Raw genomic sequence first — 24,611 nt, 5'->3', positions numbered from 1 at the left:
TGCTTGGCATAATGTCTAACTGTCACCCAACACAACGGAATTAAGAATCGATGAGTGAGTATAAAGATACCCTGAACCTTCCTGAAACAGGGTTTCCGATGCGTGGCAATCTGGCAAATCGTGAGCCAGAAATGCTTAAGCGTTGGTATAAAGAAGACCTTTACGGCGCAATCCGTGAAGCGAAGAAAGGCAAAAAATCTTTCGTTCTACATGATGGCCCTCCATATGCGAATGGTGACATTCACATTGGTCACGCACTAAACAAGATTCTTAAAGACATTATTATTAAATCCAAAACACTTTCTGGTTTTGATGCACCGTACATTCCTGGTTGGGACTGTCACGGTCTACCTATTGAACTAATGGTAGAAAAGAAGAAAGGCAAACCAGGCCAAAAAATCTCTGCGGCTGAGTTCCGTGAAGAGTGTCGTAAATACGCGGCTGGTCAAGTTGAAGGTCAAAAAGAGAGCTTCAAGCGCCTAGGTATCATGGGTGAATGGGACAAGCCTTACCGCACTATGGATTTTGCTACAGAAGCAAACATCATTCGTGCACTTGGTAAGATTGCAGACAACGGCCACCTACTGAAAGGTTTCAAACCAGTTCATTGGTGTACTGACTGTGGCAGCGCGCTTGCTGAAGCGGAAGTAGAGTACAAAGATAAAGTATCTCCTTCTATTGATGTTCGTTTTAAAACAGCAGACGAAGCTGCACTTCTGTCTAAGTTTGATCTAAACGAAGGTCATGAAGGTGAAGGCGATATATCGATCGTTATCTGGACGACAACACCATGGACAATGCCTGCAAACCGCGCAGTATGTCTACGTGATGATCTAGAGTACGTACTCATCCAAGTAGAGGGCGAAACGAAAGAGCGTATCATCGTTGCATCTGAACTAGCGAAAGACGTTATGGACCGTGCGGGTATCGAGCATTTCCATAACCTTGGTTTTGCTAAAGGTGCCGACCTTGAACTTTCTCAGTTCCAACACCCTTTCTACGACTTTACTGTTCCTGCGATCCTTGGCGATCACGTAACAACGGAATCTGGTACTGGTGTTGTTCACACTGCACCTGGCCACGGCCAAGAAGACTTCGCAGTTGGTAATAAATACAACCTAGAAGTAGCGAACCCAGTCGGTTCAAACGGTGTTTACCTACCTGACACTGAGCTATTTGCTGGTCAACATGTATTTAAAGCAAATGATGCCGTAGTAGAAACGCTAAAAGAAAAAGGCGCGCTGCTACATCACCATGCTTACGAGCACAGCTACCCACATTGTTGGAGACACAAAACGCCAATCATCTTCCGTGCAACACCACAGTGGTTCGTTTCTATGGACCAAGCTGGCCTACGTGCAAAAGCACTAGAGTCAATCAAAGGTGTTGAGTGGATGCCTGAGTGGGGTCAAAGCCGCATTGAAGGTATGATTGAAGGTCGCCCTGAGTGGTGTATCTCTCGTCAACGTACTTGGGGTGTGCCAATTGCTCTATTTGTTCACAAAGAAACAGCCGAGCTTCACCCGAATACGATTGAACTGGTTGAGCAAGTTGCAAAGCTAGTTGAAGAAAAAGGCATTCAAGCGTGGTGGGATCTAGAAATCTCTGATCTACTAGGCGAAGAAGCAGACAAGTACGAAAAAGTGCTAGATACGCTAGACGTATGGTTTGATTCAGGTGTGACTCACTACTCTGTAGTTGATGCTCGTGAAGAGTACAACGGTGCAAGCGCTGACCTATATCTTGAAGGTTCAGACCAACACCGTGGCTGGTTCCAGTCTTCTCTCATTTCATCAATTGCGATGAAAGATGAAGCGCCATACAAGCAAGTACTCACACATGGTTTTGTGGTTGATGGTCACGGCCGTAAGATGTCTAAATCTATCGGTAACGTAGTTGCACCAAAAGATGTAACGAACAAACTAGGCGCAGATATTCTTCGTCTATGGGTTGCGTCGACAGACTACACGGGTGAAGTTGCAGTTTCTGATGAAATCCTAAAACGCTCTGCTGATGCGTACCGTCGTATCCGTAACACAGCGCGTTTCTTCCTAGCGAACCTAAATGGCTTTAACCCTGCAACAGATATCGTTCCTGCAGAAGAGATGGTTGCTTTAGACCGTTGGGCTGTTGGTCGTGCACTTGCTGCGCAAGAAGAGATTGTTAAGGCTTACGAAGAGTACAACACACACGGTGTGACTCAGCGTCTAATGCAGTTCTGTTCTATCGAAATGGGTTCATTCTACCTGGATGTAATCAAAGACCGTCAATACACAGCTAAGCTGGGTGGTCACGCTCAACGTAGCTGTCAGACTGCGCTTTACTACATCGTAGAAGCTCTAGTTCGTTGGATGGCGCCAATTATGTCGTTCACTGCAGATGAAATCTGGAACGAAATGCCAGGTGAGCGTGAGAAGTTTGTCTTCACAGGTGAGTGGTTCGAAGGTCTATTCGGTCTGGCTGAAGGTGAAGAGCTAAACAACGAGTTCTGGACTGAAATCCAAGCGGTTCGTGGTGGCGTAAACAAACTTCTAGAAGACGCTCGTAAAGAGAAGACTATCGGTGGCTCACTACAAGCAGAAGTGACGCTATACGCTGAAGATGCACTAGCAGCGAAAATTAACAAGCTAGAAGATGAACTGCGTTTCGTTCTTCTAACTTCTGCTGCAACAGTGAAGCCTCTAAGCGAGAAATCTGATGCAGCGCAAGCAACTGATGTTGAAGGTCTGTTTGTTGAAGTGAAAGCAGCAGAAGCTGAGAAGTGTGACCGTTGTTGGCACCACTCTCCAGACGTAGGCACAATCGAAGGTCACGAGAAGATCTGTGGTCGTTGTGTGTCTAACGTTGATGGGGAAGGTGAAGTTCGCAAGTTCGCATAATTGCTCGTCATTCTTGGCACTGTAGCTGTGTTGACTGCACTGACTCGCTCCATCACATAGGAAAACTATGTTCAGGAGTCTCGCAAGCTTGTCGCCTTGCTACAGCACCAATAATTTAGAGCAAGAGTTCTCGGAACTTTATTTAAATATTATAGCCCCAGTATCTACTGGGGTTATTTTTAGGGCTTAATTCTTTAAGGGATAAGATGTCAAACATTCCATTAAAACAATCAGGTGTACGTTGGCTGTGGTTGGCCATTGTGATCTTTTTTGCTGACATTGGTATCAAACTATTTGTCATGGACAGCATGGGTTATGGCTGGGCGAATCGTATCGAGGTCTTGCCTTTCTTTAACTTACTTTACGTTCACAACTATGGCGCGGCATTCAGTTTCTTAAGTGATCAGTCTGGATGGCAGCGATGGTTCTTTACTGGTATCGCTTTTGTCGTAACAGGCATGCTGACTTACTGGATGAGTAAACTGCCAGCCAAAGAGAAATGGAATAATATCGCTTATGCCATGATCATTGGTGGCGCTGTGGGTAACGTCTTTGACCGTGTCGTGCATGGTTTCGTGGTCGACTACTTAGATTTCTTTTGGGGTGATTATCACTGGCCAGCCTTTAACCTTGCAGATAGCACTATCTGTATCGGCGCGGCAATGATCATTCTCGATGGCTTTCGTAAGAAAGATGAAGCGAAAGCATAATTCGTGATAAATTGAATAACCTTAAGCGTCGTCCGTTGATTCGGGCGACGCTTTTTATTATGTTGGAGCGCAACCTGCGCGTCTTCGTACAATAATGCTAATCAGCGCAGGATAATCGCATAACAAGGAAGCAGTAACGTGACTACAATCGCCCAAGACTCAGCAGTAACTCTGCACTTTACAATCAAGATGAATGACGGCTCTGTTGCGGATAGCACCCATAACATGGGCAAGCCCGCTAAACTGGTTATCGGTGACGGTAGCCTGAGCGAAAACTTTGAGCAGTGTTTGATTGGTTTGAACTCTGGAGATAAAAAAGCGATCGAGCTAAAAGCAGCTGACGCTTTCGGTATGCCAAATCCTGACAATATTCATTATATGGATCGCGCTAAGTTTGTTGGTGACGCCGAAGTGGAAGTGGGTACTATTATGGCCTTCAGTGGTCGTGATGGTATGGAAATCCCGGGCATTATTACAGAGATTGCTGGTGACTCGGTGACGGTTGATTTCAACCACCCTTTAGCAGGGCAAGATGTGACTTTTGAAGTTGAGATTTTATCAGTAGAATAAGCGCCCAAAGAAGATAACGACGCCATGAGCAATGAAATGAAAATTAAGTTAGCCAACCCTCGCGGTTTTTGTGCCGGTGTAGATCGTGCGATCAGTATTGTTGAACGTGCATTAGAAATGTACCAACCACCAATTTATGTTCGTCATGAAGTCGTACACAACCGCTTTGTTGTTGAAGGTCTAAAGCAACGCGGGGCTGTCTTTGTTGAAGAACTACACGAAGTCCCTGACGACAATATCGTTATTTTCTCAGCTCATGGTGTGTCTCAGGCGGTTCGTAAAGAAGCGAAAGCACGTGACCTGACAGTCTTTGATGCGACTTGCCCGTTAGTGACTAAAGTTCATATGGAAGTGGCTCGTGCAAGCCGTAAACATATGGAAGTGGTACTGATTGGCCATGCAGGCCACCCTGAAGTTGAAGGGACAATGGGGCAGTACGCGAGCGATGAAGGTGGTATGTACTTGGTTGAAAGACCTGAAGATGTCATCAAGCTAAAAGAGACAGTGAAAGATGCGTCAAACTTGCATTACGTGAGTCAAACAACGCTTTCTGTTGATGAAACTGCCGATGTGATTGAAGAGCTGCGTCGAGTGTTCCCTGATATTCAAGGTCCACGTAAAGATGATATCTGTTACGCAACGCAAAACCGCCAAGATGCAGTTCGTGAAATGGCAACAGACGTAGATGTTGTGATTGTTGTGGGTTCTAAGAATTCGTCTAACTCTACTCGTTTGAAAGAGCTTGCTGAAAAGCTCGGGACGCCAGGTTACTTAACAGATTGTCCTGAAGACATTAAACCAGAGTGGTTTGACGGTAAGACTCAGGTTGGCGTGACAGCTGGTGCCTCAGCTCCAGAAGAGCTAGTCAATCAGATCTTAGATCGTGTTAAAGAGCTAGTGGGCACTCGCTCTGTTGAAGAGATTCAAGGCCGAGAAGAAAACATGTTCTTCGAAGTGCCAAAAGAGCTGCAGATTAAGCAAGTCGATTAAGACTAACCTTTGCAAAAAGACCAGCGTTATCGCTGGTTTTTTATTGCACTCAAAAAGAGAAAGGCTCCCGAAGGAGCCTTTTGTTTAGCAAGCAAAGATATCATTGTTTACGCAGTTTCTGAGACTGCTTGTGGTTTCTCTTCGTCAGCAAGGTCTGTTTCACCTTTCCCTTTTGATTTTTTGATAACGTAAGCCGTTACCGCTAGAGAGAATAGGATGCCTGATACTGTAGAGATGTTCATTGGTAGACCAAAACCAAGTGAGCTGTTGTTTAAGATGAACGTCGCACAGACTGTTGTCATAAACATGGCTGGAATTGTGGTAATCCAATGCAGCTTGTTGTGACGCAATAAGTAAGCCGATGCAGTCCAAAGCATCATCACTGCAGTCGATTGGTTAGCAAAGCCGAAGTAGCGCCAGATAATGCCGAAGTCTACTTGAGTTAAAATGCCACCAATAACAAATAGTGGTACGGCCATCATCAGGCGGTTACGCAGTGCTTTTTGGTCAACGTTGAAGTATTCAGCAAGAATCAGACGGCTAGAGCGGAACGCTGTGTCACCAGATGTGATAGGAAGAATAACCACACCTAGGAAAGCAATGACACCACCAAATACACCAAGTAGTCCAAATGATGCACTGTAGACAACATTACCTGGGCCACCGTTGCTAACCGCGTCAGAAAGTGCGTCTAGGTTGCCAAAGAACGATAGAGCGATCGCACACCAAATCAGGGCAATCACACCTTCACCAATCATTGCACCGTAGAAAACAAAGCGGCCATTCTTTTCGTTTTCCATACAACGCGCCATCAATGGTGATTGTGTTGCGTGGAAGCCAGAAATTGCGCCACACGCAATGGTGATGAATAGTGCTGGCCATAGAGGCATATCATTCGGGTTTAAGTTAGAGAACATATCTGAAACTTGGAAATCACCCATCACCGTATGCTCGCTAGAGAAAGCAACTGCAGTCATTAGGCCAACCGACATAAAGATAAGCAGAGCGCCAAATAGCGGGTAGAAGCGACCAATGATTTTATCGACAGGAACAATCGTCGCGATAATGTAGTAAGCAAAAATAGCAATAACCATGGTTGTCATGCTGACGCTTAGGCCGGTCTGGTCATTGATTAGGTTAGTAATCATCCCTGCAGGTGCAGAAACGAAAACGACCCCAACCAGTAGTAGTAGGACAATGGCAAAGATATTCATAAAGTGTTTTGCGCCATTTCCTAGGTAACGACCAGTAATTGTTGGAACCGATGCTCCGCCATTACGTACTGACAACATGCCTGAGAAGTAGTCATGTACCGCACCGGCAAAGATACAGCCGATAACGATCCATAGCATCGCAGCAGGGCCGTACAGTGCCCCCATGATTGGGCCAAAGATTGGACCCACACCTGCAATATTAAGCAATTGGACTAGGTAAACCTTCTTTGTTGACATTGGCACATAGTCAACGCCATCAGTTTTCGTATGGGCAGGTGTCTGACGCTTTTCATTGATACCGAAAATCTTTTCAACGAATGCACCATATATAAAGTAGCCGCCAATTAGGGCTGCAACGCAGGTGAGAAACCACAACATAGCACTTGTTCCTTAGTGAAATTTTATAAGCTCACTGTGGATAGTATTGAACCTATTGAAAACAATCATTCGCTTAGTCAGTGAGTGGTCGTATAACGAAATGAGTGGTTTGCTGAGAAACTAAATGGTTTTTATCAATCCTAAGTGGCAATTATGAGAATTTAGTGGTTTGATTATGAAGTACAGATAAAACAAGGAAAAACAATGAGAAGCATCGTTGTCGTTGCCACAGTAGCTCTATTGGCTGCATGTGCGAGTAGCCCGCAGCAGTTAGCTCAGGAAGGAGATTGGTATCAAATTGGTTATCAAGATGGCGTGAGTGGTCATACTCAGCGATCATTAAAAGACTTGGCAAGCTTGGGCAGTGTAAAACAATCAGATTATGATCAGGGTTATCTGGAAGGGGTTGGAGAGTACTGTAATCCTAACTTTGCTTATCAGATCGGTCTGTCTGGTCAATATTACGAAGGGGTTTGTGAAGGGACAGAAAACGCGCAGAAATTTCGTATGGAATGGAAGCGAGGTTGGGATAGTTTTTCAAACAACAAATAACGCGTTCACACCAATATAGAGAATATTTCGTCTTTCTATTGATTAACGGGGTGATGTACCTTATCTTGGCTGGAGCATATCTAGCTAGGAGAAAAGGATGCCTCTTAAGCCGTATTTTTATCATGCAGGCAAGCTGTCTATTCGAGGTCGACTAGCACTTGTCTCTCTGCTTATCGTAACATTGACGGCCAGTGCTGTAATCGTCAATTCATTTACCCTTGGGCGACTCGAGCAATCTCTGCAAAGCACTCGTGCTGATGTTGCCAGCCGCCACGATACCTTAACGATGTTGCAAGAACATATGGGGTATGGTGGTGCAATTCATCATTTCAAAAATTACGTTTTACGCGGTAAAAAACAAGATGCGCAATTGGCTCTTGACGGTTTTACTCATGCCGCAAATCTTATCGAAAACTATCATAGGTTCACGCTCTCTTCTGACGAAAAAAAGGCGTTGCTCGCGATCAGTGGTACGTTAAAACAGTACCAAGAACATCTAGAACTTGAAGATTTGAAACACTTTGATTTGGCGAATATTTCCTCTAACGACCGCTTGGTTAAAGTGGATGATACGCTTGCACTAAGAGGTTTTCAGCTACTACAGCAAGAACTAGAAATGTTGCGTTCGAAGCATCGTTTGGACAGTGATCTTTATCTAGAAAGATCCATCAATACGGTTCTAGCCGCAGGTGTACTTATTTTCCTAGTGTGTGTTGTAGGGTTACTTTGGGTATATCGCAGTATTGTTGGGCGCATCAACGTTTTTGCTGACTATAGCCAAAAGCTCAAACACTCGCCTCATCTGACAGATGAAACCATCGACTGGGATGAGTTTGGTGATATCGCCAAAAACTATCAAGAAGTGATTGGCTTATTAGAGCAAGAGAAGGAAAAGGCAGAGCAGTCAAACCGCTCGAAATCGGCTTTCCTTGCCACTGTCAGTCATGAAATTCGTACGCCAATGAATGGTGTGCTCGGGCTTGCTCAGTTGCTTGCTAAGAGTGAGTTAACTACCGAACAGCGTGGTCATTTGATTCACTTGATGGAGTCGGGTGAGCATATGATGGCGCTGCTAGATGAGGTGCTTGATTACTCGAAAATTGAAGAAGGCAAATTGGATCTTGATATGTCCGAGTTTGCATTCAGTAGCATTATTGGCACATTGCAGAGTCTTTATTATCCGCTGGCTGAACAGAAAGGTTTGCAGTTCTATATTAACTCAGACGTTGATGAGCAGCGCTGGTATAAGAGTGATAAGCGTCACTTGCGTCAAATGCTTTATAACTTAGTCAACAATGCCATTAAGTTTACACCTCATGGTTGTGTGGAAGTGAACTTCCAGGAATGGGTGAAAGAAGGTAGGACTGAGCTGCATGTGGAAGTACGCGATACGGGTGTTGGCATTGACATTGAAACACAGCAGCGCATTTTTGAGCCTTTTGAACAAGCAGACGGAAGTACGACGAGGAATTATGGTGGTACAGGCTTAGGTTTAGCGATTGTTAGACGACTGGCTAAAATGATGAGCGGTGATGTTGCGGTATCGAGTGTGCCGGGGGCGGGTAGCCGTTTTACATTGACCTTAGAGCTTGAATCTATCGAGCCTAAAGCGAGTGAGATAACCTCAGTTAAAACGATGGATTACAGTGGCCTAGAAGTCTTACTTGTTGAAGATAACCAAGTTAATATTCTGGTACTAGAGAATGTGCTTGAGCAGATGGGCTTCAAGGTGACTGTTGCGACGAGAGGAAAGTACGCGGTCGATCTTGCCAGACGCAATGCCTACAACTTGATCTTGATGGACCATCATATGCCAGAAATGAGTGGGTTGGAGGCGACAAGGTTAATTCGACAAATTAGCCTAAATGAAAAAACCGTTATCTTAGGCTGCACGGCCGATGTTTTCGCTGAGACGAAAGCAAAAATGATATCGGCGGGTGTCGATAGTGTTGTGGCTAAACCTCTAGATCAAAGAGAGTTCCATGAAACGATTGCGACGTATTCATCGCGTATTTTTGTCGAGTCAGATAAGCGACAAAGAAGCAATGAACGGGTGGCTCATGTTAAGCGGCTACCACCAAAGAATATCATGCTAAAAACAGAATCAGAGTTTAGCTTTGATTTTCTTGAAGATATTAATGTTGCGGATATTGCGAGGAGCTTATCTATCTCGAAGGAGCTGTTTCCAACATTTGCCTCTACAATTATTAATGACTCAAGCAACCAACTTGAAGCATTAGAAAAGGCTCTCCAACGTGAGGACACTGATCGTATATTGCTTCATGCTCATACGTTAAAAGGGACTTGGCGTAGCTTAGCGATTTGGCCAATGGTTCGAATGGCGGAGAGAATACAAAATGAAGTGAAGCAAGAACGATTGCAACCAGAGACTGTTGCTCGATTTAAGAAAGCCAACATAGCGACTTTAGATCATTTGCAAACGTTGTTTGACCACAGAGAAATATCATAATCGTAATAAAGGGGCTGTTTAGCCCCTTTTATTGTATTCGTTATTCGCTATTGGTTAGATTCCACTGCTCGGCGCAAAAAGCCTTTTTGATGGCCTAGTTGCTCTCTCGCAGTATTGACGTCTAAATCAGTGAGAATCATTAGAATAGCCAATTTTACATCATAGTCCGTTTGTTCAAGCGTCGTTGTCGCTAGGTCTTTATCACATTCCGTTGCTTGCATCACGATGCGAGCAGCACGAGCGACGAGCTTTTTATTGGTGGCTTTAACATCCACCATTAGGTTCTGGTAGCTTTTGCCTAGACGAATCATGCTCGCCGTTGTGAGCATATTGAGAACCAGCTTCTGCGCGGTACCTGACTTGAGTCGTGTTGAGCCTGTCAGTGCTTCCGGGCCAACAACAGGGCTAATTGCAATATCAGCGATAGCGGCAATCGGCGAGTCTGGGTTACAGGATAGGGACACGGTTGTTGCACCGAGTTCGTTGGCGTATTCAAGTGCACCAATTACATAAGGTGTTCGGCCACTGGCGGCAATGCCAACAACGACATCATTATCCGTAAACTCAATCGACTTTAGATCAGCTTCCCCAAGTTCTGGTGAATCTTCCGCGCCTTCTTTGGCTTTTAAAATTGCCTCAGGACCGCCTGCAATTAGGCCGATAACCATCTGATCTGAAACACCAAATGTAGGTGGACACTCAGAGGCATCTAATACGCCTAGGCGTCCGCTTGTTCCTGCGCCCATGTAGATCAATCGTCCGCCTGACTTAAATGCTTCCGTGATCTTATCAACGGCTTTCGCGATCTCGGGAAGCACTTTTTCAACCGCTAAAGGTACCTGCTGATCTTGTTGGTTAATGCGCTGAACGATCTCAAGAGAAGGCAATAGATCAATATCCATGGTCTCAGGGTTGCGGCCCTCTGAAACAAGATGAGAAAGTGCAGCAATGAGTGCGTCATTAGTCATAATGGTCCTTATTTATCAGCAAAGTACATCACACCAAGAGAAGCGGCTTTGCTTGCTCCGGTGACTTCTGGCAGATTGCTTGGCAGATTGTGAATGCGGCGATAGGCAAGCCAAGCAAAGGCCATCGCTTCCATATTATCACTGTCGACGCCTTTTTCATTGGTCGTCGTAACGTGCCAATTGGGTAATAGAGTTGTAAGGCGTTCCATCAATAGTGGGTTTTGAGCACCGCCACCACAGGTCAATAGTTCTGGATTATCACCACAACGATATTTCTCGACCTCGTTCGCGATGGTCATCGCGGTGTATTCACATAAGGTGCGCTGTACATCTTCAGGCGATAATGTGTGGTTAGCTAAAATGGTTTCGAGCCAAGGTAAATTAAACAACTCTCTTCCTGTGCTTTTAGGGGCAGATTTACTTAGGTAAGGTTCATTGAGCAATTCATTGAGCAAAGCCTTGTTTACACGACCTTGTTTAGCAAAGTCGGCATCTCGGTCAAATGGAGTGCTGATGTACTTCATACACCATGTATCCATTAACATGTTGCCTGGCCCAGTATCATAGCCAATGACGGCTTTATCTGGGTGCAGCACTGAAATGTTAGCGATACCACCAATATTTAGTACAACGACACTAGACTCTTCAGAATTAAAGATTGATTGATGGAACGCAGGGACCAAGGGTGCCCCTTGTCCACCTAATGCCATATCTTTACGTCTAAAGTCTGCGACCGTATCGATTCCGGAGCGCGCGGCAATGATATTGGCGTCTCCAAGCTGCATGGTAAACGGGCTGGCAGAAGAGGGCTGGTGGAACACGGTTTGGCCATGATTGCCAATTGCGGTGATTTGATCAGCCCGATAACCGGATTTAGCCAGCAAAGCTTGGACAGCCTCTGAGTAAACAAGGCCAAGTTGGTGATCAATTTCACCTACTTCAACTACGCTCGCGGGTTGCCCAAGGCAGATATTGAGGATACGTTGCTTGAGCTGACTTGGAATCGGATAATCATTGAATTCGAGAAGGTGTGGTTGATCATCGCGAAACTCGACGAGTGCGGTATCAATGCCGTCTAAACTCGTCCCTGACATGACTCCAATATACAGTTCTTTATTCATTGATGAGTTCCACCTGTTGCTTGGCCAGTAAGATTGCTCCATCGAGGGCAGTCCCTTTGGGTTGAATCACTCTATGCTGCCAATGAGTTTTAAGATGCTTTTGATAGTATGCGCCCAAACTTCCTAGAAAAGCGATGTCTAACTCATTATTTTTGCAGCATTTTGTAATGAGATTATCAATGTGATGATGCGCTTGAGCCAAAATAGATTGGCTAACACTGCAGTCTTGCTCTGCACACTCAATCACGACTGGCGCGAATTGAGCAAAATCTGAAGCTTTGGCTTGTTTTAACCATTGAAGCAGTGACTTTCGATCTTGGCCAAAATGCTCAGTTAAATAGTTGGTCAGTGGGGAATGTTTCTGGGTTTCAATGGCATCGATGAGCGCACGGACCGCTTGCTGCCCAAGCCAAGCGCCGCCAGCTTCATCCCCAATAGGAAATCCCCATCCCCCGAATAGCGAGACTTCACCATTGGATTCAAGCGTTGTCGCAACGGCGCCAGTACCAATCGCTACTGTATTGACGGCCTCACCATGCTTTGCCCCCAATAGAGAAGTATGAGCATCCGTGGTGACGAGGAAATGAGGATATTGCACGAGTGAATTTTGTAATTGTTGTTTGAGTTCTTGGTTACCCGCCCCCGCAACACCAATGACGATAAAGACATTGTCAGCCTCCAGTTGGCATTGGTTAAGACAGTGCTCAATAGCGTGGTTGATGGTGGCTATGGCAACACTGCCTTGTTGAGTAAGGGACGACGGACCGGATGTTAAGGTGAAAAGCGGGTCCGTCTTTAGGGGTTCCAGAGTTGTAAGACGTAGGGCGGTTTTTGTCCCGCCCCCGTCGACAGCAAGAAGGTGCGTAATCATTATTGTGCAGTCTGTAATGTATTCTGTTCTTGTGACTGAGTCTTACCGCATAAACATACACAGAGTGAAACAAGCGTACCAATACATAGCTGGTAAGGGAATGCCAGGCGTACACCAACCCACTCAGGATTGATTGCCCCCATGACTGTATCCCAAATGTATGCTTGCAGTAGAAGCGTTGTTAGGAAACCTGCGACTAGCGCACTTGCCACGGACGCTTCACTGCCACGGTTGGTAAAGATAGCCGTGAAATAAACACCTAGAAGACCTGTGTAAGCAAAGACCATAACGCTCAGTGCAAAAGAGAGCAGCGGCATATCAGTGTATTGCTGCCAGTAGTAACACAAGATACCCATGCTACCCAAAGCAATTGCCGCTACCGCCATACCAAAGCGACCGGCTTTTACATAGTGGAAGTCATCTTGTTCACCATCTTTCGCTTCTTTCCATGGCTTGTATAGATCTTGAATCGCGACCGAAGACATTGAGTTAAGGCCAGAGTTTAGAGTCGATAGTGCAGCGGCGACGACTCCGACGGTAACTAATCCACGTAAGCCCGCAGGCATTTCATTCAATACGTAATACATGAAGATAGTGACATTTTCGCCATTAAAGTTTTGCACCACATCTTTGCTTTCTACGCCCATCAGTTCAGGACGTTGGTAGAATACATACAGCAGTAGGCCAATCGTCATGAAGACCAGCACAACGGGAATAGAGAACACAATGGAGTTGATCATTGCTTGTGAACCTTGCTTCGCATTCTTACACGTCAGCACACGTTGCGTCATATCTTGGTCTAGACCGAAAGCACCAATATTTAGTAGAACAAAGCCAGTGATACAAGCCCAGAAACTGAACGTGCCTGCTGGTGAGAAGTCCAAGCTAAAATCGAGTAGCGTCAGTTTTGAAGCTTGTTCATCACCTGGGTTTTGCAGCGCATGAACGATTTGTCCCATGTCGGCAGGGATTTGACCTAGTAGGTAAACGATGACAGCCAGAGCCGCGCCAACATATACCACCAGTTGGATTAGGTCACTCCAGATAACAGAGCGAATTCCGCCCATATACGTGTAGGCTAGACCAACGACAACCAATATAACAACCGACGCGACTACGCTAGAAGGATCGATATTGGTAAATAGGATCATAGAGACGGCAATCGCTGCCATGTAAAGGCGTGAACCAGAGGCAAATACTCGACCAACAAGGTACATCAACCCCGCACGTTGCTTGGTCTTTTCACCGAAGCGAATTTTGAGTAGTTCATAGACGGTTGAGACTTTGTTCTGATAGAAGCGAGGAATGAGAACCCAAGCAACAAACAGAGCGCCCATGATGCCACCAATGTTGGTTGCGAGGTAAGTTAGGTTTCCTCGATAACTGGATTCAGGACCGCCAAGAAACGTAGCAGCGGATTGTGAGGTTGCAAGAACCGAAACCGCAACGACCCACATTGGCATGCTGTTTCCACCAAGGAAATAGTCGTTGGTTGAAGTGATTTTGACACGGCTGAAGTGCCAACCAGTGTAAGCAATTAATGCGAAGTACAGCGCAAATACTGCCCAATCTAGTGAAGTAAATAGAGAATTCATAGCAGCTCCATAGCATGAATTGTGTAGGGTATATTGTTCTAGTTTTGTACAGTGTGCTGTAGGGAATAAATAATTCATAAGTCTATTCCTTGATGGAATAATGACCGCATTTGTTCTTTGATCAAGATCCCAATAGATGGCGGATTCTATTCCAAATGAGTAAATTTGTTGGAATAGCTATTCCAGTCAATAGGCAGCGTCAGTAGACTAGCGAAGGTGAAAAGGAGCCTGAAATCATGAAAGGTTTAGCCCGAATACAAGCATTGCTGCCACAGTTGTCGCCATCGGATAAGTTGATTGGCCAATTTCTGTTAGAGCACCCTGAACAAGTCAAGCAACTCTCTTCACCGGAACTTGCGAAAGAGATCGGTGTAAGTCAGTCAACGATCGTGAAGTTCAGTCAAAAGGTGGGTTTTAAGGGGTTTTCTGAGCTGAAGTTGAAGCTATACGAAAATGAGCTTGCGTATCAACCGAGTTCACGAAAAGCGATACATGGTTCAATTTCGCGTAGTGACGGTATGTCCGTCGTGATGGATAAGCTACTCGCAAGTAAGCAAAGCTCTTTGGAGCGCACACTGGTTCTTAATGATGGAACGAATATTAAATCTGCGACATCAATGCTTCACCATGCGGGTAAAATACAAATTGCCGGTGTGGGTGCGTCATCGCTGGTGGCGAAAGATCTCAGCTATAAATTGATGAAAATTGGCCATGCTGTTCATTGCGAACATGACGCTCATATTCAAGTCGCTAACGCTTCTGCTTTGAATGAAAATGATGTGTTGATAGCTCTCTCATACTCAGGTCGAAGCCGAGAAATTTTACGTGTCGCGCAGATTGCTAAAGGCCGAAAAGCCAAGGTGATTACCATCAGCCAGTTGGCGCCGACACCATTAGACAAGTATGCCGATATTAAGCTGATGACGGCAGCGGATGAGGAGCAGATCCGAAGTTCTTCCATTACCGCACGAGATAGTCAGCTACTGGTGACTGATCTACTCTTTATCGCGTTAACTCAGCAAGAAGAGAGTGCCGACCAGCTCATAGAACAAAGTAAGTCCGCAGTTGCGGCACTAAAACAATAAGGAATAAACATGGGACCGTTATGGCTAGATGTGGAAGGTTGTGAACTGACTGCTGAAGACAGAGAGATACTGCAGCATCCAACCGTGGGGGGCGTGATTTTATTTGCGCGCAATTACCACGATAGTGAGCAACTGCTTGCGTTAAATAAATCAATTCGTCAGGCAGCAAAGCGTCCTATCTTGATTGGTGTTGACCAAGAGGGTGGACGAGTACAACGCTTCCGTGAAGGCTTTTCGTTAATCCCAGCGGCGCAGCAATATGCGCAGCATCCAAACAGTGAACAGCTTGCTGAGCAAGGCGGCTGGTTGATGGCGGCTGAACTTATCGCTCATGATATTGATCTTAGTTTTGCGCCTGTGCTCGACAAAGGTCACGAGTGTAAAGCGATCGGTAACCGAGCGTTTGGTGAGGATGTGGAGTCTATTCTTCGTCACAGCACGGCTTACATGAAGGGAATGAAGTCAGTCGGCATGGCAACGACAGGGAAGCACTTTCCTGGTCATGGTGGCGTGATTGCGGATTCTCACCTAGAGACGCCTTTTGATCATCGTGACAACATCTTTGAGCAAGATATGGCGATATTTAAAGCTCAGATTGAGTCAGGGATTCTTGATGCGATGATGCCAGCGCACGTTGTTTTTCCAAACTATGACGATCAGCCGGCCAGTGGTTCTCAATATTGGCTAAAGACAGTGTTGCGTGAACAGCTTGGTTTCAAAGGGATCATTTTCTCTGATGACCTTACTATGGAGGGGGCATCAATTATGGGCGGTCCTGCTGAACGCGCTCATCAATCATTGGTGGCAGGTTGTGACATGATTCTGGTATGCAACAAGCGTGATGCTCAGGTAGAAGTGCTTGATAACTTGCCTATCATGGAGACGCCAGTTGCCGAGTCTCTGCTGAAAACTCAAAGCTTTACCTTGTCTGATTTGCAACGCAGTGAACGATGGAAGCAAGCATCATCGGCTATGCAGCGAGTGATTGGTGCATAAAACACAAAGAGCCACATCGTCGTGGCTCTTTTTGATCGTGGCTTAGTAAAAGCCGAGCATCTCTTTCAATGTCTTTAGATAACGCCGACTGACTGGCAACGGGTGATTACTAACGGTAATGATCTCTGCCAATCCATTCTCTAGCAACTTAATCTCTTTGATGGACTGAATGTTCACAAGATACTGGCGGTGGCATCGAATCAGTGGCGTTTTCTCTTCCAATACTTTTAGAGTGAGCTGTGAGTCGGCTTTTTGGTCGTGAGTTTGAACGTGTACCCCTCCAATATCGCTGTAGGCAAATTCCACATCTTTAGTTGGAATAATGACGATACGATTTAAGCCAATACAAGGCACTTGATCGAGAGTCTGTGGCGCCACTGCCGACACCTGCTGAGCCGATGTCGGCTGGGATTTTAACAGTCGTTTAACGGTTTTGTTTAAACGACAAGGGTCAACAGGTTTAAGTAAATAATCAAAGGCGTTTTCTTCAAATGCTTGAATCGCAAATTCGTCGTAAGCGGTGACAAAGACCACTTTAGGCATGGTCTCAGGATCGAGCATACCCAATAGTTCTATCCCGGTGATTTGTGGCATCTGAATATCAAGGAAAACCACGTCAGGCTTCAACTGATTAATCTTTTTGAGTCCTTCGATGGCGTTGCTTGCTTGATCTATAACCTCGATATGTCCGCTCTCCTGGAGCAGATCCGTTAACTCTTCTCGGGCAAACAGTTCATCATCAATAACTAAAGCAGAGAGCATAGTGCCACCTTAATACGTGTTTTCATCAGGAATGATAAAGCTCATTTGGGTTAACTGGTTAGGTTTTACCTCAATATTGAGAGCCGAAACGCGGCCAAATTTATTGGTTAAGCGCTTATCAACGATTTGCATCCCCAGCCCTGCATGGTCCTGCTTAGGTGCTTGATAGCTGCCAGCATTATCTTCGACAATGACCCGAGCTCCCCCTTCAATTATTTGGCTGTAGATTCGCACTTCGCCACCTTCTAGCAGGTTCGAAACCCCGTGCTTAATGGCATTTTCCACTAGAGGTTGCAGAGTAAAGGTAGGCACCTTGCGTGTGAGCAATGTTTCATCAATATCAATGGTTACTTCAAGCCGGTCAGTGAAACGAGCTTTTTCAATAGAGAGGTAAGCATTCACATGTGCCAACTCTTCCTTTAGTGTCACGGTCTCAATATCTTGCTTTAAGTTACTGCGGAAAAAGTGTGACAGCTGCTGAATCAGCTCTCTTGCCTTAGGAGGGTCTCGCCGTACAACGGCACTAATGGTGTTGAGTGCATTGAATAGGAAATGCGGGTTTACCTGTGCATGCAGCAACTTGATTTCTGCTTGAGACAATAAAGTCTGCTTTTGTTGATAATCACCGAATAGAATTTGGCTAGAAAGCAGTTGCGCAATCCCTTCGGCCATCGACATATTGATGGTCGAAAAGAGTTTACGTTTAGGCTCATACAGCTTGATTGTGCCAATCACTTTGTCGCCCGTACGCAATGGGATGATCAGTGCGGAACCTAGCTTACAGTCACTCGACAAAGAGCATTGATAAGGTCGATCTTTGCCATCCAAATAGATGATATCGTTTTTTAGAATCGCATCTAAGGTGCTCTGAGACGAGATTGGTGTGTTTGGCTTGTGATGATCATCGCCAATACCGACAAACGCGAGAATCTTATTGTCATCTGTGATGGAGACCGCGCCTACATTGGTCTCCTCATAGACGATACGAGCAATTTTCTCAGCGTTTTGAGTATTGAACCCAGACGCAAGGATACCGACGGAGCGCTCAGCAATATTTAGCGCACGTCGAGAAAAGGTCGCAGAGTATTCTTCAAATATGGTCTTTCGATCCTGCAAGATACTCATAAACAGTGCAGCCCCAACCGAATTGGCAATGATCATCGGCGCTGCAATGGCGGAGACTAAGCTATAAGCCTGATCAAATGGTTTGGCGACGATCAAGATGATCGCCATCTGAGCAATTTCAGCGACTAGGGTAATCGCAAACACGACAGTTGGGTTGAAGAGTTGTTCGGCTTTGCCTTTTCTGACGAGATAGACATGAAACAGCCCCCCAATGAGGCCTTCAGCGGTTGTGGAGATTGCGCAAGCTAAGTCGGTAAACCCACCTAAAGAGTAGCGATGTAACCCGCCAGTCAGACCGACAAAAAAGCCGACAACAGGGCCACCAAATAGTCCTCCCATGACGGCTCCGATCGCTCTCGTATTGGCAATCGCGTCATTGATCTGTAATCCGAAGTAAGTCCCCATGATACAGAATAGCGAGAACAGCACATAAACGCTCAACTTATGGCTGAAGCGATTGGATATGTTGAGTAGGGGTAAGAAGATTGGTGTCTTACTCAGCATATAGGCCAGCATCAAGTAGACACACATCTGCTGTAATAGAGAAAGAATCAGTTCCATAAAATAAAATCCGTATTCATTAACGACTATTTTAGAAGAGAACGCTTGGAGAAAACATGCTTTACTCTCGTTTCTTGGATAAAACTAACCAAACCCAGGGGTGTAAATATAAATGTACATTGGTGTTTTTTATTGTTTACATGTTGCAATCTGATTTTAGGCTGTTAAGGTAGGCTTATTCCAACCAAAGTGACATGGATTTACCTTGGTGTAAAAAAAAATTTACAGGTTAAAGTTATGCAAAAAAGTGAATTAAGCAATATCAATATCAGTGACGAACAAGTTCTTATCACACCAGAAGAACTGAAAACTAAATTGCCACTAAGTGATAACGCTCGTCGCTTTATTCAAGAGTCTCGTCAAACTATCGCTGACATTATTCACAAGAAAGATCACCGTCTTCTTGTGGTTTGTGGCCCTTGCTCAATTCATGACGTTGAAGCGGCTAAAGAGTACGCGAAGCGTTTGAAAGCACTGTCTGAGAAGCTTAGCGATCAACTGTATATTGTTATGCGTGTTTACTTTGAAAAACCTCGTACAACGGTAGGTTGGAAAGGTCTAATCAACGACCCGCACCTTGATGGTACGTTTGATATCGAGCATGGTTTACATGTTGGTCGTGAGTTGCTGGTGGAACTGGCTGAAATGGAGATTCCTCTAGCGACAGAAGCGCTTGACCCAATCAGTCCGCAATACTTAGCGGATACGTTTAGCTGGGCAGCAATTGGTGCGCGAACTACAGAATCACAAACTCACCGCGAAATGGCGAGTGGTCTGTCTATGCCGATTGGCTTCAAAAACGGGACAGATGGCAGCTTAGCGACGGCGATCAACGCGATGCAAGCAGCGTCATCTAGCCACCGTTTCATGGGTATTAACCGCGAAGGTCAAGTTGCGCTTCTTACTACTCAAGGCAACCCAAATGGCCACGTCATTCTGCGCGGTGGTAAGCAGACGAACTACGATTCAGTTTCTGTCACTGAATGTGAGCAAGATATGGCGAAACATGGTCTTGATGCATCATTGATGGTGGATTGTAGCCATGCTAACTCGCGCAAAGACTTCCGTCGTCAGCCATTGGTAGCAGAAGATGTGATCCACCAAATCCGTGAAGGCAATAAATCCATCATTGGTTTGATGATTGAAAGCCATATCAATGAAGGTAACCAATCATCAGATATTCCGTTAAGTGAGATGCAATACGGTGTTTCTATTACCGACGCCTGTATCAATTGGGATACAACTGAGGCACTATTACGTCATGCACACGAAGAGCTAGTTCCTTTCCTAGAAGATCGTTTGAAAGGCTAAGTAGAGAGCACAAGGAATATCAATGGCAGTTGAGTTGAACGGATTGCGTGATCAAATTGACGCAGTCGACAAGCAAATTCTAGATTTATTGGCGCAGCGACTTTCTCTTGTTGAGAAAGTCGGTGAGGTAAAAAGTGAACATGGTTTACCTATCTATGCGCCAGATCGTGAAGCAGCAATGCTCGCATCACGAAGAGCTGAAGCTGAGAAAAAGGGTGTACCTCCTCAGCTAATCGAAGACATTTTGCGTCGCACAATGCGTGAATCCTACGCTAGCGAAAAAGATTCAGGGTTTAAGTGTCTTAACCCAGAGTTACGTTCTGTTGTTATTGTCGGTGGTAATGGTCAATTAGGCGGTCTATTTGGCCGTATGTTTAAGCTTTCTGGTTACGATGTAAAAGTGCTAGGAAGTAAAGACTGGGATAGCGCAGATGAAATTCTTGCCGATGCAGGCATGGTTGTCGTTACTGTGCCTATCCACTTGACTGAAGGTGTTATCGAGAAGCTAAGTAACCTACCAAGCGATTGTATTCTGTGTGACTTGACCTCGATTAAGTCAAAGCCATTGCAAGCGATGATGAAAGTTCATCAAGGGCCAGTTGTTGGGTTGCACCCAATGTTTGGTCCAGATGTGCCAAGCCTTGCTAAGCAGGTCATTGTTTACTGTGATGGCCGAGGTGAAGAGCAATATCAATGGTTACTGAAGCAATTCTCAATCTGGGGTGCAAGCTTGTGCCAGATTGATGCTGGTGAGCACGACCACGGTATGACTTTGATTCAGGCACTGCGTCACTTTACTTCGTTTGCTTATGGCCTTCACCTTAGCCGTGAAAACCCAAATATCGATAAGCTGCTTCAGCTGAGTTCACCGATTTATCGCCTAGAGCTCGCAATGGTTGGACGACTGTTTGGTCAAGACCCGAATCTGTACGGTGACATTATTCTCTCGTCTCAAGAGAACATCGATATGATCAAGCGCTTCCATCGTTGTTTCGGAGAAGCTCTCGACATTCTAGATGGCAAAGATAAACAAGCGTTTGTGGATAGTTTTGACAAAGTCAGTGACTGGTTTGGTGATTACTCTAAGCAGTTCCTAGATGAGAGCCAGAACTTGTTAAAACAAGCCAATGACTCGATTCACAGAGGCTAAGCCTTTCTAAATGCAAAAAGCGCGACCAAGTTGGTCGCGCTTTTTTATGTTTTCAGCATTATTGAACCGAGGTGTTTGTACTCAATTCTTCAGCTTCGTTCTTTACCGTCTCTACCGAGTTATCTTGGTAAGGGTTATTGGTTAGGTTAATTTGCAAACGAACCGTGTTGTCAATCAACTGTACCAAAGGTGCCCATTTTACTTTTTTCTCTTTCTCGAAGAGGTAGTTAAAGTTCTCTGGTGTCCAATCCATGGTGTATTGTGGATTGAGTGAGCGACCCAAGAAACGTACTTCATAGTGAAGGTGTGGTCCGGTTGAGTTCCCTGAGTTACCACAGGTTGCAATTAAGTCGCCTTTACTGACGAACTGTCCGCTACGCACTTTAAACCTCTGTAAGTGAGCATAAGAACTCATGAACCCAAATGAGTGTCTCACGGTAAGGAAGTTACCAAAGCCTTTCTTACTAGGACGAACGGTTTCCACAACGCCGTCAGCGGGCGCGTAAATTTCTTCGCCTCTCTTACAGGTTAAGTCGATACCCGTGTGAGTATGACGTTTGCCCGTAATTGGGTTGGTACGTCGTCCATAAGAGGATGAAACACGTAAATAATTGAGAGGGGAATCGTTCGGGATCATGCGGAACATAGTTGCGCGAACCGCCGAGTCAATTGCCGCGGCATCAAGGCGATGTTCTAGGTTACTTTCATCAACCGATGTTTCATTTGCCAAACCGAGAACTGACTCGACATCATAGACGCGCTGACCAAGAATATTGATTTGATCTCGTTTCTCTTCAAGCTCTTGAGATAGGTTATGAGTTTCCTGAACCTGTTCTTGATAGAGTAGATTTAGGCTCTCTCGTTGATTACGAAGTGAATGCAATTCACTTGTTAGTTGGGCAATCGTCGTTTCTTTATGATAGCCATAGCCGACTCCCGCAGCAATCGCGGTAGTGATAGAAGCCAAGGAAAGCAATAGCGTTTTGCGAGAGACAAAAAAGTGATGCATCCCTGAAGGTGCAGGGACAGAGATTGTAATTTTCTTAGACATAAATAGTTAGATTAGGCGTACTCACCTAGGTCGGATAGATGCTCGATGTTTCTATGTAACAGTTCATCATCACCAACATTTAATTCAATCAATCGCTTTAAGTGTCCGATACTTTCAATATCAATATGATCAATGGCTATACGAATCACATTGTTATTAAGTCCAACAATATTCCCTACGAGTTGGATCGTGACATCACTTCCTGAAAGCGAAAACTCTACGTTGATTTGTTTATTGATATCGAGCACATCAGCGTGATCGCTTGAAGCTAACAGGCCATGCAAGGAAAGGTCATTGACTGACGCATCGACTTGAGTGGACTCTTGTGTAATAACGGCTTGCGCTTGATAAACAATGCGTGAAAAACGGCGTCGTTCGATCATAATATTCTCTCTTACTTCGAACTCAAAAGAGTATCAAAACTAGTGTAATAACAGTGCGCGGCAGCTCGCATTCTTTCTACCAATCAATACGGTGATTGACCGTACTGTGATCGATACAATAAAGGCCGCTTATCATAGCGGCCTTTGAACGAAATTCAAGCAGCAATATTACTTAGCAATACGCTTGTACTTGATACGATGCGGTTCCGCAGCTTCAGGACCCAGAGTCTTCTTCAACCATTCCATGTATTCAGTATAGTTACCTTCGTAGAAGTTAACCTGACCTTCGTCACGGTAGTCGATGATGTGAGTTGCGATACGGTCTAGGAACCAACGGTCGTGCGAGATAACCATTGCACAACCAGGGAACTCAAGTAGTGCTTCTTCTAGTGCACGTAGCGTTTCAACGTCAAGGTCGTTGGTAGGCTCATCGAGTAGCAGTACGTTACCGCCTGCTTTAAGAAGCTTAGCAAGGTGTACACGGTTACGCTCACCACCAGATAGTTCACCGATGATCTTCTGCTGGTCTGAACCTTTGAAGTTAAAGCGTGAACAGTATGCACGAGCAGGGATTTCGAAGTTGTTGATCTTGATGATATCAGCGCCTTCAGAGATCTCTTGGTAAACCGTCTTGGTGTCGTCCATTGCATCACGGAACTGGTCAACAGACGCAAGTTTAACGGTATCACCCATTTCGATCGTACCAGCATCAGGTTGCTCAGTATCACTTAGCATCTTGAAGAGAGTAGATTTACCCGCACCGTTGGCACCAATGATACCTACGATCGCACCTTTAGGGATGCTGAAAGATAGGTCATCAATTAGGACGCGGCCATCAAATGACTTAGTTAGGTTATTCACTTCGATAACCTTGTCACCTAAACGCTCACCAGGTGGGATGAACAGCTCGTTGGTCTCGTTACGCTTCTGACGATCACCGCTTTGCAGTTCTTCAAAACGAGCCATACGCGCTTTAGATTTAGACTGACGACCTTTCGGGTTTTGACGAACCCACTCAAGTTCTTTCTCGATAGTCTTTTGGCGAGCTTTCTCTTGTGATGCTTCTTGTTGTAAACGTGCATCTTTTTGCTCTAGCCAAGACGTGTAGTTACCTTCCCATGGGATACCTTCACCACGGTCAAGTTCAAGAATCCAACCAGCGGCGTTATCTAAGAAGTAACGGTCGTGGGTGATGGCTACAACGGTACCTGTGTAATCAACAAGGAAGCGCTCTAGCCAAGCTACAGATTCTGCATCCAAGTGGTTGGTTGGTTCGTCAAGTAACAGCATGTCTGGCTTAGAAAGTAGCAAACGACAGATAGCAACACGACGGCGCTCACCACCAGATAGATGTTCGATCTTCTGATCCCACTCTGGTAGACGAAGTGCGTCAGCTGCACGCTCAAGAGCATTCTCAAGGTTGTGACCTTCTTTCGCTTGAATCAGCGCTTCAAGTTCACCTTGCTCTTTTGCTAGTGCGTCAAAGTCTGCATCTGGTTCAGCGTAAGCTGCGTATACTTCATCAAGACGCTTCATTGCACCAGCAACGTCAGAGACCGCTTCTTCAACGATTTCACGTACTGTTTTTGATTCGTCTAGAACAGGTTCCTGAGGTAGGTAACCTACGTTCAAGCCAGGTTGTGGACGTGCTTCACCATCGATATCAGTATCGATACCCGCCATAATGCGTAGAAGTGTCGATTTACCTGCACCGTTAAGACCCAAAACACCGATTTTTGCGCCAGGGAAGAAGCTTAGGGAGATGTCTTTAAGAATTTGTCGCTTTGGTGGCACAATTTTGCTCACGCGCGACATGGTATATACGTATTCAGCCATTGCCGATCGTTCCTAAATAATCAATTTACGTAA

At 45.3% G+C, this 24,611-nt stretch carries 20 protein-coding genes; 10 read left to right on the top strand and 10 right to left on the bottom strand.

The annotated features are described in order from the left end of the window. Positions 1-50 precede the first annotated feature (50 nt). The 4 genes from ileS to ispH all read left to right on the top strand — a co-directional run bounded on the left by ileS (position 51) and on the right by ispH (position 5,149). Positions 51-2,879, top strand: coding sequence for an isoleucine--tRNA ligase (ileS, locus tag F0231_RS16050; RefSeq protein ID WP_171760716.1), 2,829 nt, complete (start codon positions 51-53; stop codon positions 2,877-2,879). Between the two features lie 206 nt (positions 2,880-3,085). Next, positions 3,086-3,589, top strand: coding sequence for a signal peptidase II (lspA, locus tag F0231_RS16045; protein WP_171760715.1), 504 nt, complete (start codon positions 3,086-3,088; stop codon positions 3,587-3,589). Between the two features lie 138 nt (positions 3,590-3,727). Continuing rightward, positions 3,728-4,159: an FKBP-type peptidyl-prolyl cis-trans isomerase gene (fkpB, locus tag F0231_RS16040; RefSeq protein WP_171760714.1), complete on the top strand. Its 432-nt coding sequence runs from the start codon at positions 3,728-3,730 to the stop codon at positions 4,157-4,159. A 24-nt stretch (positions 4,160-4,183) separates the two neighbouring features. Continuing rightward, positions 4,184-5,149: a 4-hydroxy-3-methylbut-2-enyl diphosphate reductase gene (gene ispH / locus F0231_RS16035; RefSeq protein ID WP_171760713.1), complete on the top strand. Its 966-nt coding sequence runs from the start codon at positions 4,184-4,186 to the stop codon at positions 5,147-5,149. Positions 5,150-5,256: 107 nt separating this feature from the next. Here the strand turns inward: ispH and F0231_RS16030 are convergent, their stop codons facing one another. Continuing rightward, positions 5,257-6,741, bottom strand: coding sequence for a carbon starvation protein A (locus F0231_RS16030; protein ID WP_171760712.1), 1,485 nt, complete (start codon positions 6,739-6,741; stop codon positions 5,257-5,259). A 204-nt stretch (positions 6,742-6,945) separates the two neighbouring features. Between F0231_RS16030 and F0231_RS16025 the strand changes: the two genes are divergently transcribed. Continuing rightward, complete coding sequence (locus F0231_RS16025; protein WP_171760711.1) at positions 6,946-7,293, top strand: DUF2799 domain-containing protein; 348 nt, start codon at positions 6,946-6,948, stop codon at positions 7,291-7,293. Between the two features lie 97 nt (positions 7,294-7,390). Further along, positions 7,391-9,763, top strand: a complete 2,373-nt coding sequence (locus tag F0231_RS16020; protein ID WP_171760710.1) for an ATP-binding protein — start codon at positions 7,391-7,393, stop codon at positions 9,761-9,763. Positions 9,764-9,810: 47 nt separating this feature from the next. Here F0231_RS16020 and murQ read toward each other — a convergent pair whose 3' ends face one another. Genes murQ through F0231_RS16000 form a run of 4 tightly spaced genes read right to left on the bottom strand, consistent with a single transcriptional unit; the run spans position 9,811 to position 14,318 of the window. Continuing rightward, complete coding sequence (gene murQ / locus F0231_RS16015) at positions 9,811-10,731, bottom strand: N-acetylmuramic acid 6-phosphate etherase (RefSeq protein WP_171760709.1); 921 nt, start codon at positions 10,729-10,731, stop codon at positions 9,811-9,813. 8 nt (positions 10,732-10,739) lie between these two features. After that, positions 10,740-11,852, bottom strand: a complete 1,113-nt coding sequence (locus F0231_RS16010; protein WP_171760708.1) for an anhydro-N-acetylmuramic acid kinase — start codon at positions 11,850-11,852, stop codon at positions 10,740-10,742. After that, positions 11,845-12,723 (bottom strand): BadF/BadG/BcrA/BcrD ATPase family protein, encoded by an 879-nt coding sequence (locus F0231_RS16005; protein ID WP_171760707.1) that lies wholly within the window; start codon positions 12,721-12,723, stop codon positions 11,845-11,847. The genes F0231_RS16010 and F0231_RS16005 overlap by 8 nt, the downstream gene beginning before the upstream one ends. After that, entirely contained in the window at positions 12,723-14,318 is a 1,596-nt protein-coding gene (locus F0231_RS16000; protein WP_171760706.1) for a sodium:solute symporter, read from the bottom strand. Before F0231_RS16000 ends, F0231_RS16005 begins: the two co-directional genes overlap by 1 nt. Before the next feature lie 236 nt (positions 14,319-14,554). Here F0231_RS16000 and F0231_RS15995 point away from each other — a divergent pair, with 236 nt between their 5' ends. Then, positions 14,555-15,403, top strand: a complete 849-nt coding sequence (locus F0231_RS15995; protein ID WP_171760705.1) for a MurR/RpiR family transcriptional regulator — start codon at positions 14,555-14,557, stop codon at positions 15,401-15,403. Between the two features lie 9 nt (positions 15,404-15,412). Then, positions 15,413-16,399: a beta-N-acetylhexosaminidase gene (nagZ, locus tag F0231_RS15990; protein WP_171760704.1), complete on the top strand. Its 987-nt coding sequence runs from the start codon at positions 15,413-15,415 to the stop codon at positions 16,397-16,399. 42 nt (positions 16,400-16,441) lie between these two features. On the opposite strand, the gene btsR is transcribed toward nagZ, so the two are convergent. Continuing rightward, positions 16,442-17,161, bottom strand: coding sequence for a two-component system response regulator BtsR (btsR, locus tag F0231_RS15985; RefSeq protein WP_171760703.1), 720 nt, complete (start codon positions 17,159-17,161; stop codon positions 16,442-16,444). Positions 17,162-17,170: 9 nt separating this feature from the next. Next, a complete protein-coding gene (locus F0231_RS15980) occupies positions 17,171-18,847 on the bottom strand; it encodes a sensor histidine kinase (protein WP_171760702.1) in 1,677 nt (558 codons plus the stop codon). Between the two features lie 237 nt (positions 18,848-19,084). Between F0231_RS15980 and F0231_RS15975 the strand changes: the two genes are divergently transcribed. Together F0231_RS15975 and tyrA are read left to right on the top strand one after the other, a co-directional pair. Further along, on the top strand, positions 19,085-20,158 hold the full coding sequence (locus F0231_RS15975; RefSeq protein ID WP_171760701.1) for a 3-deoxy-7-phosphoheptulonate synthase: 1,074 nt from the start codon (positions 19,085-19,087) through the stop codon (positions 20,156-20,158). A gap of 22 nt (positions 20,159-20,180) precedes the next feature. Beyond that, positions 20,181-21,308 carry a bifunctional chorismate mutase/prephenate dehydrogenase gene (gene tyrA / locus F0231_RS15970; protein WP_171760700.1) on the top strand — a complete coding sequence of 376 codons (1,128 nt, stop codon included), beginning with the start codon at positions 20,181-20,183 and terminating at the stop codon, positions 21,306-21,308. 58 nt (positions 21,309-21,366) lie between these two features. Here the strand turns inward: tyrA and F0231_RS15965 are convergent, their stop codons facing one another. The 3 genes from F0231_RS15965 to ettA all read right to left on the bottom strand — a co-directional run bounded on the left by F0231_RS15965 (position 21,367) and on the right by ettA (position 24,578). Further along, positions 21,367-22,359 carry a M23 family metallopeptidase gene (locus F0231_RS15965; protein ID WP_171760699.1) on the bottom strand — a complete coding sequence of 331 codons (993 nt, stop codon included), beginning with the start codon at positions 22,357-22,359 and terminating at the stop codon, positions 21,367-21,369. An 11-nt stretch (positions 22,360-22,370) separates the two neighbouring features. Beyond that, complete coding sequence (locus F0231_RS15960) at positions 22,371-22,742, bottom strand: PilZ domain-containing protein (protein ID WP_171760698.1); 372 nt, start codon at positions 22,740-22,742, stop codon at positions 22,371-22,373. A 168-nt stretch (positions 22,743-22,910) separates the two neighbouring features. Beyond that, on the bottom strand, positions 22,911-24,578 hold the full coding sequence (ettA, locus tag F0231_RS15955) for an energy-dependent translational throttle protein EttA (protein WP_171760697.1): 1,668 nt from the start codon (positions 24,576-24,578) through the stop codon (positions 22,911-22,913). Positions 24,579-24,611: the final 33 nt, after the last annotated feature.

Source organism: Vibrio sp. RE86, assembly GCF_013114545.1.
Taxonomy (GTDB): domain Bacteria; phylum Pseudomonadota; class Gammaproteobacteria; order Enterobacterales; family Vibrionaceae; genus Vibrio.
This window is presented reverse-complemented; position numbering and strand designations above follow the sequence as displayed.

Coding starts and splice junctions, on each gene's coding strand:
- ileS (WP_171760716.1), top strand. CDS start 51: ATGAGTGAGTATAAAGATACCCTGAACCTTCCTGAAACAGGGTTTCCG.
- lspA (WP_171760715.1), top strand. CDS start 3,086: ATGTCAAACATTCCATTAAAACAATCAGGTGTACGTTGGCTGTGGTTG.
- ispH (WP_171760713.1), top strand. CDS start 4,184: ATGAGCAATGAAATGAAAATTAAGTTAGCCAACCCTCGCGGTTTTTGT.
- F0231_RS16030 (WP_171760712.1), bottom strand. CDS start 6,741: ATGTTGTGGTTTCTCACCTGCGTTGCAGCCCTAATTGGCGGCTACTTT.
- F0231_RS16025 (WP_171760711.1), top strand. CDS start 6,946: ATGAGAAGCATCGTTGTCGTTGCCACAGTAGCTCTATTGGCTGCATGT.
- F0231_RS16020 (WP_171760710.1), top strand. CDS start 7,391: ATGCCTCTTAAGCCGTATTTTTATCATGCAGGCAAGCTGTCTATTCGA.
- murQ (WP_171760709.1), bottom strand. CDS start 10,731: ATGACTAATGACGCACTCATTGCTGCACTTTCTCATCTTGTTTCAGAG.
- F0231_RS16010 (WP_171760708.1), bottom strand. CDS start 11,852: ATGAATAAAGAACTGTATATTGGAGTCATGTCAGGGACGAGTTTAGAC.
- F0231_RS16005 (WP_171760707.1), bottom strand. CDS start 12,723: ATGATTACGCACCTTCTTGCTGTCGACGGGGGCGGGACAAAAACCGCC.
- F0231_RS16000 (WP_171760706.1), bottom strand. CDS start 14,318: ATGAATTCTCTATTTACTTCACTAGATTGGGCAGTATTTGCGCTGTAC.
- F0231_RS15995 (WP_171760705.1), top strand. CDS start 14,555: ATGAAAGGTTTAGCCCGAATACAAGCATTGCTGCCACAGTTGTCGCCA.
- nagZ (WP_171760704.1), top strand. CDS start 15,413: ATGGGACCGTTATGGCTAGATGTGGAAGGTTGTGAACTGACTGCTGAA.
- btsR (WP_171760703.1), bottom strand. CDS start 17,161: ATGCTCTCTGCTTTAGTTATTGATGATGAACTGTTTGCCCGAGAAGAG.
- F0231_RS15980 (WP_171760702.1), bottom strand. CDS start 18,847: ATGGAACTGATTCTTTCTCTATTACAGCAGATGTGTGTCTACTTGATG.
- F0231_RS15975 (WP_171760701.1), top strand. CDS start 19,085: ATGCAAAAAAGTGAATTAAGCAATATCAATATCAGTGACGAACAAGTT.
- tyrA (WP_171760700.1), top strand. CDS start 20,181: ATGGCAGTTGAGTTGAACGGATTGCGTGATCAAATTGACGCAGTCGAC.
- F0231_RS15965 (WP_171760699.1), bottom strand. CDS start 22,359: ATGTCTAAGAAAATTACAATCTCTGTCCCTGCACCTTCAGGGATGCAT.
- F0231_RS15960 (WP_171760698.1), bottom strand. CDS start 22,742: ATGATCGAACGACGCCGTTTTTCACGCATTGTTTATCAAGCGCAAGCC.
- ettA (WP_171760697.1), bottom strand. CDS start 24,578: ATGGCTGAATACGTATATACCATGTCGCGCGTGAGCAAAATTGTGCCA.